Annotated in this window: 13 protein-coding genes; 3 read left to right on the top strand and 10 right to left on the bottom strand. The window is 66.6% G+C overall.

Going from position 1 to position 15,130, the window contains the following annotated elements:
• The 8 genes from VHP37_27280 to VHP37_27245 form a co-directional block, all read right to left on the bottom strand.
• Positions 1-234: tripartite tricarboxylate transporter permease (locus VHP37_27280; protein HEX2830080.1), on the bottom strand; the 234-nt coding region annotated here is incomplete at its 3' end.
• 3 nt (positions 235-237) lie between these two features.
• Positions 238-714 carry a tripartite tricarboxylate transporter TctB family protein gene (locus tag VHP37_27275; protein ID HEX2830079.1) on the bottom strand — a complete coding sequence of 159 codons (477 nt, stop codon included), beginning with the start codon at positions 712-714 and terminating at the stop codon, positions 238-240.
• A gap of 255 nt (positions 715-969) precedes the next feature.
• Positions 970-1,593 (bottom strand): response regulator, encoded by a 624-nt coding sequence (locus tag VHP37_27270; protein HEX2830078.1) that lies wholly within the window; start codon positions 1,591-1,593, stop codon positions 970-972.
• Positions 1,590-2,948, bottom strand: coding sequence for an ATP-binding protein (locus VHP37_27265; protein ID HEX2830077.1), 1,359 nt, complete (start codon positions 2,946-2,948; stop codon positions 1,590-1,592). The genes VHP37_27270 and VHP37_27265 overlap by 4 nt, the downstream gene beginning before the upstream one ends.
• 104 nt (positions 2,949-3,052) lie before the next feature.
• Positions 3,053-3,763 carry a DUF3530 family protein gene (locus VHP37_27260; protein HEX2830076.1) on the bottom strand — a complete coding sequence of 237 codons (711 nt, stop codon included), beginning with the start codon at positions 3,761-3,763 and terminating at the stop codon, positions 3,053-3,055.
• A gap of 161 nt (positions 3,764-3,924) precedes the next feature.
• Positions 3,925-4,707, bottom strand: coding sequence for an enoyl-CoA hydratase-related protein (locus VHP37_27255; GenBank protein ID HEX2830075.1), 783 nt, complete (start codon positions 4,705-4,707; stop codon positions 3,925-3,927).
• Between the two features lie 17 nt (positions 4,708-4,724).
• Positions 4,725-5,684, bottom strand: a complete 960-nt coding sequence (locus VHP37_27250; protein HEX2830074.1) for a tripartite tricarboxylate transporter substrate binding protein — start codon at positions 5,682-5,684, stop codon at positions 4,725-4,727.
• Positions 5,681-6,877, bottom strand: coding sequence for an aminotransferase class V-fold PLP-dependent enzyme (locus VHP37_27245; GenBank protein ID HEX2830073.1), 1,197 nt, complete (start codon positions 6,875-6,877; stop codon positions 5,681-5,683). Before VHP37_27245 ends, VHP37_27250 begins: the two co-directional genes overlap by 4 nt.
• Before the next feature lie 186 nt (positions 6,878-7,063).
• Between VHP37_27245 and VHP37_27240 the strand changes: the two genes are divergently transcribed.
• The 3 genes from VHP37_27240 to VHP37_27230 all read left to right on the top strand — a co-directional run bounded on the left by VHP37_27240 (position 7,064) and on the right by VHP37_27230 (position 12,838).
• A complete protein-coding gene (locus VHP37_27240) occupies positions 7,064-7,762 on the top strand; it encodes a GntR family transcriptional regulator (protein HEX2830072.1) in 699 nt (232 codons plus the stop codon).
• Positions 7,759-10,689: an FAD-linked oxidase C-terminal domain-containing protein gene (locus VHP37_27235; GenBank protein HEX2830071.1), complete on the top strand. Its 2,931-nt coding sequence runs from the start codon at positions 7,759-7,761 to the stop codon at positions 10,687-10,689. The genes VHP37_27240 and VHP37_27235 overlap by 4 nt, the downstream gene beginning before the upstream one ends.
• Positions 10,690-10,819: 130 nt before the next feature.
• A complete protein-coding gene (locus VHP37_27230; protein HEX2830070.1) occupies positions 10,820-12,838 on the top strand; it encodes an ABC transporter ATP-binding protein in 2,019 nt (672 codons plus the stop codon).
• Positions 12,839-12,967: 129 nt separating this feature from the next.
• Here the strand turns inward: VHP37_27230 and VHP37_27225 are convergent, their stop codons facing one another.
• Together VHP37_27225 and VHP37_27220 are read right to left on the bottom strand one after the other, a co-directional pair.
• Complete coding sequence (locus VHP37_27225; GenBank protein HEX2830069.1) at positions 12,968-14,068, bottom strand: enolase C-terminal domain-like protein; 1,101 nt, start codon at positions 14,066-14,068, stop codon at positions 12,968-12,970.
• Entirely contained in the window at positions 14,065-15,033 is a 969-nt protein-coding gene (locus tag VHP37_27220; protein HEX2830068.1) for a tripartite tricarboxylate transporter substrate binding protein, read from the bottom strand. The genes VHP37_27225 and VHP37_27220 overlap by 4 nt, the downstream gene beginning before the upstream one ends.
• Positions 15,034-15,130: the final 97 nt, after the last annotated feature.

The raw sequence follows: 15,130 nt of genomic DNA, 5'->3' as shown, positions 1-15,130 counted from the left end.
GGTGGTCGAGCCGCCGTACTGCGCGCCGTAGTAGATGCCCGCGAGCATGATGAGCGCGGAGACCGGCGGCACGTTGAAGGTGATCGGCAGCAGCATCGCGATGGTCGCGAGCGGTCCGATGCCGGGCAGCACGCCGATCAGCGTTCCGAGGAAGCAGCCCACGAAGCAGAACCACAGGTTCTGCAGCGAGAACGCGACGGTAAACCCGAGATAGAGGTTGCTGAATAGTTCCATGGCTTAGTACCCCACGAACAACGGATACGGGAGGCCGAGGCCCCAGATGAAGAGCGCCCACGACGCGATGGTGAGGCCGACCGCGAGGATGAGCACCTCGACGAACTTGAACTCCTTGCCGGCGTACGCCGACACCAGCACGAGCGCGATCAGCGCCGGGACGAATCCCGCGTGCTCCATCAGCAGGCCGAAGATGATCGTGGCGATCGGCAGGATGGTGAGCGCGCGCACCGACCAGTTGCCGGGCAGCGGTTCGGGTTTGAGAAGGCCCTGGATCAGGCAGTAGATGCCGAACAGGATGATCATGCTCGACAGCACGATGGGGAAATAACCCGGCCCCATGCGCAGCGCGGTTCCCATCGGATAGTCCTGCGCCATGAACAGGCCGAGTGCGCCGGTGCCTATGAAGAACAGGCCCGACATGAAGTTCTTGTTGTCATGTAGCGCGACCTTCGTCCGCGCTTCCGCATGACTGGACATGAGTACCCTCCACTTGTGTGAAATAGTGACGCCGCTGAGCGACGGAACGCGATATTAGGTGGCCCGTCGGTCGAACGGCCATTAGGAAAAACCCTGTACAAGGGATAAAACTCCACGGTGCGGCGCAGCGGAAAAGTCCACCCCGCTCCTTCGCGGCGCCGCAGCATGCTGCGGCCGGGCCAGGGGCGCAAAGGCGCGCTTAGGCGCCTGCCGGCGCTACGTGTAATCGGTTAGATCGCCTTGGATTCGAGGCGCTTAGGCGCGGGACTTCGCGTCGAGCGTCGCTTTCACCAGCTCCGCGACGCTGCTGACTTCCATCTTCTCCATGGCCCGCGCGCGGTGCGCTTCGACGGTCTTGACGCTGATGCGGAGCTGTTCGGCGATCTGCTTGTTTTTCAAGCCTCCGACGACCAGATCCATGACCTCGCGCTCGCGCTGGGTCAGCGTCGACAGCCGTGCTGCGGCGCAACGGCCGCGGACGCCGGCGGTCGCAGCGGGTTCGCGCATCACGGCCGCCTGCTCGATCAGTCCGAGCAGCTGCTCGTCCTTGAACGGCTTTTCGAGGAAGTGGAAGGCGCCGTTCTTCACCGCGCTCACCGCCATCGGCACGTCGCCGTGGCCGGTGATGAAGATGATCGGCAAGGGCTCGCCGCGGCGGTTGAGCTCCTGCTGGAGCTCGAGTCCCGACAGTCCCGGCATGCGCACGTCGAGCACCACGCACGCCGCCATGCCCGGCTTGTATGCCGAGAGGAAGCGTTCGGCGGTCGAGTACGCGCTCACGCGATAGCCGGTCGATTCGAGCAGCCAGCGAAGCGAATCACGCATCGCTTCGTCATCGTCGACGACATACACCAGAGTGGCGGGAGCGGGCGCGTTCATGCGTACACCGATTTGAGAGAGAAGTGGAAAGTGACGCCGGGATCGCGGCCGTTGTGCGTGACCCACACATGGCCGCCGTGCGCTTCGACGATCGAGCGGCAGATGTGCAGGCCGAGACCGGTGCCCTGCGGTTTGGTCGAGAAGAACGGAGTGAAGAGATTCGCTTCCTGCTGCGGGTCGATGCCGCGGCCGCGATCGACGATCTCGATCTCGACCGTCTCGTCTTCGTACGCGCGCGTGCGTATCGTGAGCCGGCGCTCCTCCGACGGGTTGTCGTCCATCGCTTCGATTCCGTTGCGCGCGAGGTTGAGGATCACCTGCTCCATCAGCACCGGGTCGGCGTGCACGTACGGAATCACGTCGGAGAGATCGAGCGAGACCGTCGCGAAGAGTTGGCGCGCCTCCACCGACAGCATCGACGCGACGCCGGAGATCACCTCGTTGATGTCGCACGGCACGAGGTTCGGCGCGCGGCGCGCGACGAACGAGCGCACGCGCTGGATGACCTTGCTCGCGCGCTCGGCCTGCGCCGCGCCCTTCTCCATCGCTTCGAGGATCTCGGCTTCCTGCCAGTTGCCCGAGCGCAAGCGGCGCACGCAGCCCATGCTGTAGTTGGTGATCGCCGCCAGCGGCTGGTTGAGCTCGTGCGCGAGCGTCGTCGCCATCTCGCCGACGGTCACCAGCCGCGCGGTCATCTGCATCTTCTCCTGCTGCTGGCGGAACAGCGCTTCGCCGCGGCGGCGCTCGGTGATGTCGGTGGCGAGCTGCAATCGCACCATGCGCCCGTCGATCCAGCGCAATGGACGCGAGTGCACCAGATACCACTTGCCGCGCGCGGGGTCGTGGAACTCGCCCTGGTTCACGTCGCGCGGGATCGCGGGCACGTTGCTCGCGGGCGGGAACGCGCGGCGGAACTGCTCGTTCGCATAGACGACTTCGCCGGTCTCGAGGTCGGACACGTAGACCGCCGCGTCCAGGCCTTCGAGCACCGTGGCGAACCGCTCGTCGGCGTGGCCGAGCGCGGCTTTGAGCTTCGCGATCACGACGCCGAAGATGACGAACATCGCGAACTGGATCCCGCCGTCCCAGATGTGCAGCCACGGCTGGGAGTAGTTGTAGTGCATGTGCAGGATCGACAGGTACCACGCGGTGGTCGCGATGATCGACATCACGATCGCGGCGTGCGTGCCGAGCGCCCACGCGGTGATGAAGATCGGCGCGAGATAGACCATCGCGAAGTTCATCTCGTAGCCGGTGAAGAAATCGACCACGCCGATGATGCTCACCAGCAGCAGGCACGCGGCGAGCAGCCGCGAAGGCGGCACGGTCGAGAGATAGGCGTCTATACGGTTCACTGCGTGAACGAGTGTTGAGTGTTAAGTGTTGAGTGTTGAGTGAAAAGCGTGGGTGCCTGCCGCCACCAACTCAACACTAAACACTTAACACTGCTCGTTCTCGATCAGCGTAAGCGTCGATCGAGAAAGAGCTTGATCGTGCGAACGAGCTCGGCTTCGTGTCCGCCGAAGAAATGGTCCGCGCCGGCGACTTCGACCTGCGCCGAACCCTTCACGCGCGCGAGGACGGCGGCGCGCTCCCGCGCATTATCGCGCACCGCGGGGTAATCGCGCTCGCCGTACACGTCCAGGACCGGCACTTTGAAGCGCTCGCCGCCGCTGTAGGGCGCGGTGATCCCGATCGCGACCCAGGCGTCCAGGCCGTCGCCGCGCTCGACGTAGTGGTTCGCCATCCGAGCTCCGAGGCTGTGCGCCACGGCGGCGACCTTCGGATGGCCTTTCGCGCGCAGGAAGCGCACCGCCGCAGCGATGCGCTGGGCGGCTTCCGGAAAGACCGGCGGGTACTGATCCGCCTTGGCGTCGGCCGCCAGCACCGGCATCTGGATCGACAGCGTCGCGTAGCCTTCGTCCGAGAGCCGGCTGCGCAGCGCGTTGATCAGGTTCCAGTCGGGATGCACGCCCAGCCCGTGAATGACGATGACACCGGGGGCAGCCGGCTTGGACGGCGCGTAGATGCCGAGAAACTTGCGGCCCGACGGGAGCTCGAGCTGCACCGGATCCCCGACGATGATGGCCGGCGTGATCTCGTCGGCCCAGCGCTTCTCGCGCGCGTAGTCGGCCTGGGCGTAGGCGGTCGAGGCCGCCAAAAGCAACATCAAAAGCTTGAACACGGAGGACACGGAGGAAGGCACGGAGGACACGGAGGTTTTATGCGGCGTGGCGCCTTGCATGCGGCGAAAGGCAACGTTCGGAATTGTAGGTATTTGTTTTCCTCCGTGTCCTCCGTGGAGCTCCGTGCCCTCCGTGTCGATGCTTTTTATTTGCCTTTGAACGCAGGCGTGCGCTTGGCGAGGAACGCCGCGACGCCTTCGCGGTAGTCCTCGGTGTCGAAGCACGCGTAGCCTTCGTTCCACTCTTCCGGGGGAATGTCGACGCGGGGGAAGAGGCGCTCGACGAACTGCTTGTGCCAGCGCGCGACCAGCGGCGCGCCGGCGGCGATGCGCCCGGCGGTCGCGTACGCTTCGCGCTCGACGTCGGCGTCTTCGACGACGCGGTTCACGAGCCCCTTGCGGAACGCTTCGTCCGCGCCGAACACACGGCCTTCGAGCAGGATCTCGAGCGCGACGGCGCGGCCGACGAGCGAGAGCAGGCCCTCGAGCTCGCCGTAACCCATGGTGAGGCCGAGGCGCGCGATCGGCACGCCGAAGCGGCTCGATCGACCGCAGATGCGAAGGTCGCACATCGCCGCGATCTCGAGCCCGCCCCCAATGCACGCGCCTTCGATCAGCGCGACCGTCGGGTGCCGGCAATGCCCGACCGACTGCATCGCTTCGTGGATCAGCTCGCCGTAACCGCTCGCCTGCCGCGCGTTCGCGCGCTCGGTCGCGAATTCGGCGATGTCGGCGCCCGCGGCGAACGCCTTGCCGCCCGCGCCGCGCAGCACGATGCAGCGCAGGCCGTCTTCGGCGGACAGCGCGCGCATCGTGTCGCGAAGCGCTTGCCACATGCCGCGGTCGAGCGCGTTGAGCCGATCGGGCTTGTTCAGGGTCACGGTCGCGATCGCACCGTCGCGCGAGAGGAGCAGGGAGTTGTTCGTCACCGCCTTAGCCGTCACTTCTATTCCGCCTTGGCACCCGTCGCCTTCACGACCTTCGCCCATTTCGCCGTCTCGGATTTCAGATACGCCGAAAACTCGGCGGGCGTATTCCACAGCGCATCGACGCCCTGCGCTTCGAACTTCTGTTTCAGGTCGTCGCGCGCGAGAACCTGCTTCGCCACGGCGTTGAGCTTCTGCACGGTGTCCTTGCGCACGCCGGCCGGCGCGAGCAGCCCGTACCACGTGCTGTATTCGAATCCCGCCACACCCGATTCGATCAGCGTCGGCACCTCGGGCGCGGCATTGGAGCGCTTCGCCGTCGTCACCGCGAGCGCGCGCAGCCGCCCGCTCTTCGCGTGCGGCAGGGCGGAGGCGAACGTCGAGACCATCATGTGCACCTGGCCGCCGATCAGATCGTTGAGCGCCGGGCCGGTGCCTTTGTAGGGCACGTGCACGAGGTCGGTCTTCGTCAGCATCTTCAGTAGCTCCGCCGCGAGGTGCGTGCCGGAGCCGACACCCGCCGATGCATAGGTGTACTTGCCCGGGTTCGCGCGCGCGACCGCCACGAAATCCTTGAACGTCTTCGCCGGCACCGACGGATGGATCACCAGGATGTTCGGCTGCACCGCGACCAGCGTCACCGGCGCGAGATCGCGCAGCGCGTCGTACGAGAGCTTTTGATAGAGCGTCGCGTTGAACGCGAGGCTGATGTTGCCCAGGAGCAGCGTATAACCGTCCGCCGGCGCCTTTGCGACGATCTCGGTGCCGAGCGTGCTGCCCGCACCGCCGCGGTTGTCGGCGACGACGGGCTGGCCGAGCGCTTCGCCGAGCTGCTGCGAGATGAGGCGCGCGATGATGTCGGTGCCGCCGCCGGGGGCGAACGGCACGACGAGCCGGATCGGCTTGACCGGATAGCTCTGCGACTGCGCGGCCGTAGGGAGCGCGAACAGCGCCCCGATCACCCACAGCGTGCGGATCACGCGGCCTGTCTCTGCTCGGCCTGGCTGGCGCCGCTGAGATAGTCCATCGCCGCGGCCGCGCCGCCTTTGCGATGCGGCACGCCCGCGAGCTCGAGGCCCATCTCGACCCCGCACAGCGTGCCCATCAGCATGAGATCGTTGAAGTCGCCGAGATGGCCGATCCGGAAGACCTTGTCGGCGATCTTGCCGAGGCCGCTGCCGAGCGACATGTCGAAGCGGTCGAGCACGACCTTGCGGAAAGCGATCTCGCTGTGGCCGGCGGGCATCAACACCGCGGTGAGAGAGCTCGAATACTCTTCCGGGTTCTGGCACAGGATCTCGAGACCCCATGCGCGCACCGCGCGCCGCGTCGCTTCGGCGTGGCGGTCGTGCCGCTTGAACACGTTCGCGAGACCCTCTTCCTCGACCAGCATCTTCAGCGCTTCGCGCAGCCCGTAGAGCAGGTTGGTCGAAGGTGTGTACGGGAAGAAGCCGTTCTTGTTCGGTCCGAGCATCTCTTCCCACGACCAGTACGAGCGCGGGAGCTGCGCGGTCCTGCCCGCGGCGAGCGCTTTGTCGCTCACGGCATTGAACGAGAGTCCGGGCGGCAGCATGAGGCCTTTCTGCGAGCCGGCGACGGTCACGTCCACGCCCCATTCGTCGTGGCGGTAGTCGATGGAAGCGAGCGACGAGATCGTATCGACCATGAAGAGCGCGGGATGGCCGGCGCGGTCGATCGCCTTGCGCACTTCGCCGATGCGGCTGGTGGCGCCGGTCGACGTCTCGTTGTGCACCACGCAGACCGCTTTGATGGTGTGCGACTTGTCTTCCGCCAGGCGAGCTTCGATCGCCGCGGCATCGGCGCCGTGCCGCCAGTCGCCGGCGATGAACTCGGGAACGATGCCCAGACGCTTCGCCATGCCGTTCCAGAGCGTCGCGAAGTGGCCGGTCTCGTACATGAGCACGCGGTCGCCGGGGGAGAGCGTATTCACCAGCGCGGCTTCCCACGCCCCGGTGCCGGAAGCGGGGAAGATGACGACCGGGCTCTTCGTTTTGAAGACCGCTTTCAGGCCTTCGAGCACTTCCTGGCCGAGCTTCTGGAACTCGGGCCCGCGGTGATCGATCGTGGTGTGGTCGATCGCACGCAGGATGCGGTCCGGAACGTTGGTGGGTCCCGGAATCTGCAGGAAGTGGCGGCCGGCGTTGTGGCCCATGGCGGAGGTCCTCGCGGGGTGAGAGTGGCGGTCATGTTAACGCCGTACGAAGAGCGGCCGCAAGCCAATTTTGTATGCAAAGAAAGGTGTGAGCACACGCTCACATTCCTGCAGCACAGCAAGCTCAGGGCGTTACACCGGTTTGCGGCAGGCGTCGCGAGCGACTATTATGCATACAAAACTGCCATGACACCCGACCTCCACACGTCCTCCGCAACCGGTGCCGCGACCGAGCCCGCGCCGCGCCTGCTGCACGAAACGGTGCTCGACCGCCTGCGCGACATGATCGTGCACGGTGCGCTCGAAGCCGGCACCAAGCTGAACGAGCGCGTGCTGACCGAGACGCTCGGCACTTCGCGCACACCGCTGCGCGAGGCGCTCAAGTACCTTGCGTCCGAAGGCCTGGTGCGGCTGCTGCCCAATCGCGGCGCGATCGTCGCGCCGCTCGAACCCGAGCGCGTGAAACAGACCTTCGCGGTGATGGGCGCGCTCGAGGCGCTCGCCGGCGAGCTCGCGTGCCGCAACGCCACCGACGACGAGATCAACGAGATCCGCGCGCTGCACTACCAGATGCTCGCGCACCACGCGCGCGGCGAGCTCGCCGAGTACTTCCGCTGCAACCAGGACATCCACATGAAGCTGGTGGAGGCGAGCGGCAACGCGCCGCTGGCCGAGGTCTATCGCAGCCTCAACGCCAACGTGCGCCGCGCGCGCTACATCGCCAACTACTCGCGCGAGCGCTGGGACGAGGCGGTGGCCGAGCACGAAGAGATGCTGCGCGCGCTGGTCGCGCGCGACGGGATCGCGCTCCAGCGCATACTGCGAGAGCATCTCGCGAACAAGCTGGTGCTCGTCATGGAATCGCTCGAAGGGAGCAGGCAATGAACGACGCCGTGATACCGATCCGTCCGGTCAGGGCTACGCCCGATCGCACCGCGCTCGCTTCGAAGCTGAAGCGCGAGATCAGGGGCGAGGTCCTGTTCGACGCCGGCTCGCGCGGGCGCTATTCCACCGACGCCTCGATCTACCAGATCGAGCCGGTCGGCGTGGTGGTGCCGGTGAGCGACGAAGACGCCCTGACCGCGTTCCGCATCGCCATCGACGCCGGCGTGCCGGTGCTGCCGCGCGGCGGCGGCACCTCGCAGTGCGGCCAGACCGTCGGCGAAGCGCTGGTCATCGACGTCTCCCGGCACCTCAACAAGGTCGTGTCGTTCGACAAGGCCGCGCGGACCGTCACGGTGCAGCCCGGGATCGTGCTCGACCACCTCAACGCGTATCTCAAGCCGCACGGTCTGTGGTACCCGGTGGACGTGTCGACGAGCGCGCAGGCGACGATCGGCGGCATGGCGGGCAACAACTCGTGCGGCTCGCGCTCGATCCGCTACGGCAACATGGTGCACAACGTGCGCGCGGTCGAAGCGGTGATGGCCGACGGCGCGGCGTATCGCTTCGGTCACGTGCCCGAGGACCTGTCGAAGCTCGAAGGGGCGCAAGGCTATCGCGACCTCGTGCGCAAGATCCGCGACATCGCGATCCGCGAGTCCGAGGAGATCGAGCACCGCTATCCGAAGCTCCTGCGGCGCGTCGGCGGCTACAACCTCGACATGATGCTGCCGTCGTCGGCAGAAGCGCGGCGGGCAAGTTACTTGCCCCCCGCGCTAAATATGGCGCACCTGCTGGTCGGCTCCGAAGGGACGCTCGCCTATTCGCGCGCGCTGGAGCTCGATCTGTCGCCGCTCCCGAAACACAAGACGCTCGGGGTGTGCCACTTCCCGTCGTTCTACAAAGCGATGGAAGCCCCGAAGCACATCGTCAAGCTCGGTCCGGTCGCGGTCGAGCTCGTCGACCGCACGATGATCGGCCTCGCCCGCGACAACGCCGCGTTCCGGCCGATCGTCGAGCAGTTCATCCTTGGAGAGCCCGACGCGATCCTGCTGGTCGAGTTCGCAGGAGACGACCGCGACGAACAGTCGAGGAAGCTCAAACAGCTCGTCGAGCTGATGGGCGATCTCGGTTTCCCCGGCGGCGTCGTCGAGATCACCGACGCCAATCTCCAGCGCGACGTGTGGGAAGTGCGCAAGGCGGGTCTCAACATCATGATGTCGATGAAAGGCGACGGCAAACCGGTCTCGTTCATCGAGGACTGCGCGGTGCCGCTCGAGCACCTCGCCGAATACACCGACCGGCTCACCCAGGTCTTTCACAAGCACGGCACCGAAGGCACGTGGTACGCGCACGCCTCGGTCGGCACGCTGCACGTGCGGCCCATCCTCGACATGCGGCGCGACGGCGCGCACAAGATGCGCGCGATCGCGGAGGAAGCCGCCGAGCTCGTGAAGCAATACAAAGGCTCGTATTCGGGCGAGCACGGCGACGGTCTCGTGCGCTCGGAGTGGATCGAGCCGTTCTTCGGGCCGAAGCTCACCCGCACCTTCGAAGAGATCAAAGGCCTGTTCGATCCGAAAGGCTTGCTGAATCCCGGCAAGATCGTGAAGCCTTCGAAGCAGGACGACCGCACGCTGTTCCGCTTCAAGCCCGGCTACAAGGCCCGGCCGCCGCGCACCGTGCTCGACTGGAGCGAGTGGGGCGGTTTCGACAAGGCCGTCGAGATGTGCAACAACAACGGCCACTGCCGCAAGTTCGACGCCGGGACGATGTGCCCGTCGTACCGCGCGACGCTCGACGAGCAGCACCTCACGCGCGGCCGCGCGAACACGCTGCGGCTCGCGCTCTCGGGCCAGCTCGGTCCGGACGCGCTCACCTCGCAGGAAGTCTTCGACACGCTCGACCTGTGCGTCTCGTGCAAAGGCTGCCGCCGCGAATGTCCCACCGGCGTCGACATGGCGAAGATGAAAGTCGAGTTCCTGCACCACTACCATCAGCGCCACGGGCTTACGTTCAAGGACCGGCTGGTCGCCTACATGCCGCGCTACGCGCCGTGGGCGGCGAAGCTCGCGCCGCTGACCAATGCGCTGTCGGCCGTCGCGAAGAGCTTCGTCGGTTTCGCGCCGCAGCGCGCGCTGCCGAAGTGGCGGGGCGACCGTTTCAAAGACCGGCCGGCGCAGACGGGAACGCAGGAAGTGGTCCTCTTCGTCGATACGTTCAACCGCTACTTCGAGCCCGGGAACGCGCGCGCGGCCATCAAAGTGCTGGAAGCGGCCGGCTACACGGTCCACACGCCTGCGCCGAAAGACGGTTCGCGCCCGCTCTGCTGCGGCCGCACTTTCCTCGCATCCGGCCTCGTGACCGAAGCGCAACGCGAAGCGCAGCGCATGCTGGAGACGCTCAAACCCTATGTCGATCGCGGCGTCGCGGTGGTCGGGCTCGAGCCTTCGTGCCTCTTCGGGCTGCGCGACGAGTTCCTCTACATGCATCCGGACGGCGAGATGGCCGAGCTCGCGCTGAACGCCTATCTCTTCGAAGAGTTCGTCGCGCGCGAGATCGACGCGGGGCGCTTCACGCTCGATCTCAAGGCGGTTCCGCAGAAGAAAGCGCTGCTGCACGGCCACTGCCACCAGAAATCGTTCGGCGCGATGGGTGCGGTCGAGCGCGTGCTGAAGCTCGTGCCGGGTCTGCAAGTGGAAACGGTGCAGTCGAGCTGCTGCGGCATGGCGGGCAGCTTCGGCTACGACGCGAAGCACTACGACGTGTCGATGAAGATGGGCGAGCTCGCGCTCCTGCCCGCGGTGCGCAAGGCCGACGCCGACACGCTCGTCGTCGCCGACGGCACGAGCTGCCGGCACCAGATCCACGACGGGGCGCAACGCGAAGCGCTGCACGTGGCGCGCGTGCTGGAGGCGGCGCTGCCTTGACGTCATTCCCGACCGCGCGCGAGCGCGAAATGATCGGGAATCCATTTTGAATTTCAACGTCAAAATGGGTCCCCGCCTTCGCGGGGATGACGCTTACCGCGTCACCTTCGCGGGAATGACGATCCACTAGATGCCGCCGCTCCTCGAAGTCCAGGATCTCGACGTGCGCTTCGTCACCTCGCGCGGCGTGGTGCGCGCAGTCGAAGGCATCTCCTACGACGTCAACCCCGGCGAGATCGTCGCGCTGGTCGGCGAGTCGGGCTGCGGCAAGTCGGTCTCTTCGCTCGCGATCATGCGCCTGCTCGCGCCGACCGCGCGGGTGAGCGGCCGCGTGCTGTTCGAAGGCCGCGATCTCCTCGAGCTTCCGCAGGAAGCCATGCGAGCGATCCGCGGCCGCGAGATCGCGATGATCTTCCAGGAGCCGATGACCTCGCTCAATCCGGTGCTGACGGTCGGCTTCCAGCTCATGGAGCCGCTGCGCCTGCATCTGAAGATGGACGAGGCCGCCGCGCGTGCGCGCGCGGCCGAGCTCCTGAGGATGGTCGGCATCCCCGACGTCGAGCGCCGCCTCGACCAGTATCCGCACCAGTTCTCGGGCGGGATGCGCCAGCGCGCGATGATCGCGATCGCGCTCGCCTGCAATCCGAAGCTCGTCATCGCCGACGAGCCGACGACCGCGCTCGATGTGACGATACAGGCGCAGATCCTGCGGCTGATGAAAGACCTCTCGCGCGATCTCGGTGTCGCGCTCGTCGTCATTACGCACAACCTCGGCATCGTCGCGCGTTACGCCGATCGCGTGAACGTGATGTACGCGGCGAAGCTCTCGGAGCGGGCGGACGCGCGCGCGCTCTTCGCGAAGCCGCTGCATCCGTATACCGCCGGCCTGCTGCGCTCGGTGCCGCGGCTGGACCGGCCGCGCGGGCTCAAGCTCGAGACGATCGAAGGCATGCCGCCGAATCTTCTCGACCCGCCGCAGGGCTGTCGCTTCGCGCCGCGCTGCGCCGCGCAGGTGCCCGAGTCGCTGTGCGCGCAGCCGCCGCTCGTCGAAGCGGAGCCCGCGCACTGGTCGGCCTGCGTGCGCGCGCTGGAGATGGCGCAGGTCGGCGCCGAAGGGCTCGGCCTCGTGCAGCGTTCTTCAGCGGCCGCCGGGACCAAGACGATCGACCGGGGCGCACCGCTGCTCTCGGTTCGAAATCTCAAGACGCACTTCGAAGTGGCGACGGGACTGAAAGCGCTGTCCGGCGGCAAGACCGTCGTGCGCGCGGTCGACGGCCTCTCGTTCGACGTGTTCCGCGGCGAGACGCTCGGCCTCGTCGGCGAATCGGGCTGCGGCAAGACCACGGTCGGGCGCACGCTGCTCAGGCTCGACGATCCGACCGCGGGCGAGATGCGGTACGCCGGCGAGGACGTCACGCGCGCGCATGGCGCCGCGCTGAGACGCTACCGCCGGCAGATCCAGGTCATCTTCCAGGACCCTTATTCGTCGCTCAACCCGCGCATGACGATCGGCGACATCGTCGCCGAGCCCCTGCTCGTGTACAAGCTGCAGCCCGATCGCGAAGCCGCGCGGCGTCGAGTGACCGAGCTCCTGACTCAGGTGGGGCTCTTCGAATACATGGCGCAGCGCTATCCGCACGAGCTTTCGGGCGGGCAGCGCCAGCGCGTCGGCATCGCCCGCGCGCTCGCGATGGAGCCTTCGTTCATCGTGTGCGACGAGCCGGTCTCGGCGCTCGACGTGTCGATACAGGCGCAGATCATCAACCTGCTCGAAGACCTGCAGAAACGGCTCGGGCTCACGTATCTTTTCATCGCGCACGATCTGGCGGTAGTGCGCCACATCTCCGACCGCATCGTGGTGATGTACCTCGGCCGCGCGATGGAAATCGCCGACCGCGACGCGCTGTACGAGAACCCGCTGCATCCGTATACCAGGGCGCTGCTCGACGCGGTGCCGATCCCCGATCCGGCGGTCGAAGCGACGCGCGAGCATCGCGTCCTGGGCGGAGAAGTGCCGAGCCCGTTGAATCCGCCGCAGGGCTGCGTGTTCCACACGCGCTGTCCCCTCGCGAGCGAAGAATGCAAACAGGTCGTACCCGAGCTGCGTGAGGCGCAGCCGGGACACTACGTCGCCTGCATCAAAGTTTAAGGGCGTTATTTACCGCAGAGGACGCAGAGGACGCAGAGGAAGACCGGCGGTCACTTTCGACGAAGACGTCTTGCTCAAGAATGGTTTTGGTTTTCCTCCGCGTCCTCTGCGTCCTCTGCGGTTCATTTTTCAGCGCAGAGCGAACCGGCGCACCCGATCTACGTCGACTTCGATCCCGAGCCCCACGCCCGACGGTACGATCGCGTGACCGCGCTCGAACGTGAGCGGCTTCGCGAGCACGTCTTCGGCGAGATACGGGCTGGTCGGGCTCACCGCCCAGTCGACCGACGGAACTGCTGCGGCGATGTGCAGCACCGCGGCGGTGGCGATGCCCGACTCCGACATCTTGCCCGCGAGGTTCACTTTCATGCCGAGCTCGTGCATGAGCGCCGCCGCGCGGCAGACTTGGCGCATGCCGCCGAGCTTGATGGTCTTGAGGCTCGCGCCCGCGCCGGCGTGTGCCGAGTGATGCCGCTTCACGTCCGCGAGGCCGTGCAGCCCTTCGTCGAAGCCGATCGCGATCTTCGTCGCAGCCGCGATGCGCGCCATGCCTTCGATGTCGTGGCCCATGATCGGCTGCTCGAAGAAGTCGAGGCCGGCGCCTTCGAGCGCACGCACGTACTCCAGCGCTTCTTCGACCGACCAGCCCTGGTTCGCGTCCGAGCACACGAGCACGTCGCGCCCGAGCGCTTCGCGGACGAGCCGGGTGCGCTCGGCGTCGCGTGACGGCGCGCCGGTGCCGACTTTCACCTTGAACGCGACGTAGCCTTCGGCCTTGCAGCGCTTCGCTTCCTCGACATCGGCCTTGGGATCGCTCGCCGCGATCATGCGCAGCATCGGCACGCGCTCGCGGCGCTTGCCGCCGAGGAGCTCGTATGCAGGCTTGGCCGAAGCTTTGCCGAGGGCGTCCATCAGCGCGATCTCGACCGCCGATTTCGCCGCCTTGTTGCCGTAGAGCGCGCGGTCGACGCGCTCGTCGATGCCGTCGAGGTCGGCGAGCTCCGACCCTTCGACGTAGGGCGCGAGGTAACGGATCGCCGCGACCATGCTCTCCACCGTCTCGCCGGTCATGCTCGGCGCCGACGCGGCTTCGCCCCAGCCGACGATCCCGCCGTCGGTCGTGAGCTTCACGAGCACGTTCTCGGCCGAGGTGAGCACCACGCCCGCCATCTTGATCGGGTTGGCCAGCGGCAGGCTGACCGCGATCGGTTCGACGCTTTTAATCTTCATTTTTTCTCTTCTTTCGCGAGCTTCTCGACCGACGGCCCGAGACGCTTGTAATCGGCCTGGAAGAACTTCATGAAGTCGGGCGTGTCGCGGTAATCCACTTCGACGCTGGCTTTCTCCATCGCCTGCCTGTACAGCGGATCGGTCATGGTGCGGCGGATCAGGTCGCGCATCGCTTTCAGCGTCGGCTCGGGCACGCCGGCGGTCGTGAAGAGACCGACCCACAGGTACGCCTCGAGGTCGTAGCCGAGCTCCTTGAACGTGGCGACGTCGGGGAGGCTCGAATGGCGCTTCGCGCCCCAGGACGCGAGCGCACGCAGCTTGCCGCCCTTGATGTGCGGCGCGACCGCGGCGAGCCCTTGTCCGGTCGCCTGCACATGGCCGCCGAGGAGCTGCGTCACCGCCGGGCCGCCGCCCGTGGTCGGGACATGCCGCATGCGCAAGCCCGCGAGATCGAGGAACTGCGCGAAAGGCACGTGGGTGACCCCGTACGGACCCGAGCTCGAGAACGCGAGCTGGCCGTCCTTCGCCTTGGCTTCGGCGATGAACTCCTTCGCCGTCTTCCACGGGCTCTCGGTCTGCACCGTGAGGACCAGCGGATCGGCGCTGGTGAGCGCGAGCGGCTGGATCTGCTCGAGCTTGTAGGGCGCGTCGACGTGCTGCGCCTTGTTCTTCTCGACGACGAGATAGATGTTCGGCGTCGTCACGAGGATGGTGTAGCCGTCGGGCTTTTGCTGCGCGACGTAAGCGGTGCCGACCGCGGCGGTGGCGCCGGGTTTGTTCACGACCGGCGCGGGCTGCTTGGTGAGCTTCTCGATGACCGCCGACATCGGCTGCGCGGTGATCTGGTTCATGCCGCCCGGCGGGTTGGGCACGATGATCGTGATCGCGCGCGAAGGGTAGCTTTCCTGGCCGAAGGCGGCGGTGACTGCAAGGCCGAGCGCGACAGCAGACAGCAGGCGAATCATGTTTCCTCCAGTGTGTGATTGGACCGGCGATCGAGCGCCGCCGCCACGGCTTTGTTATGCGTGAACGCTAGCGTCCGCCCCGATGCGTGTCAACGCA

It is taken from the genome of Burkholderiales bacterium, assembly GCA_036262035.1.
Classification (GTDB): domain Bacteria; phylum Pseudomonadota; class Gammaproteobacteria; order Burkholderiales; family SG8-41; genus JAQGMV01.
The sequence above is the reverse complement of the archived record's forward strand: the minus strand, read 5'-3'. Positions and strand labels throughout refer to the sequence as shown.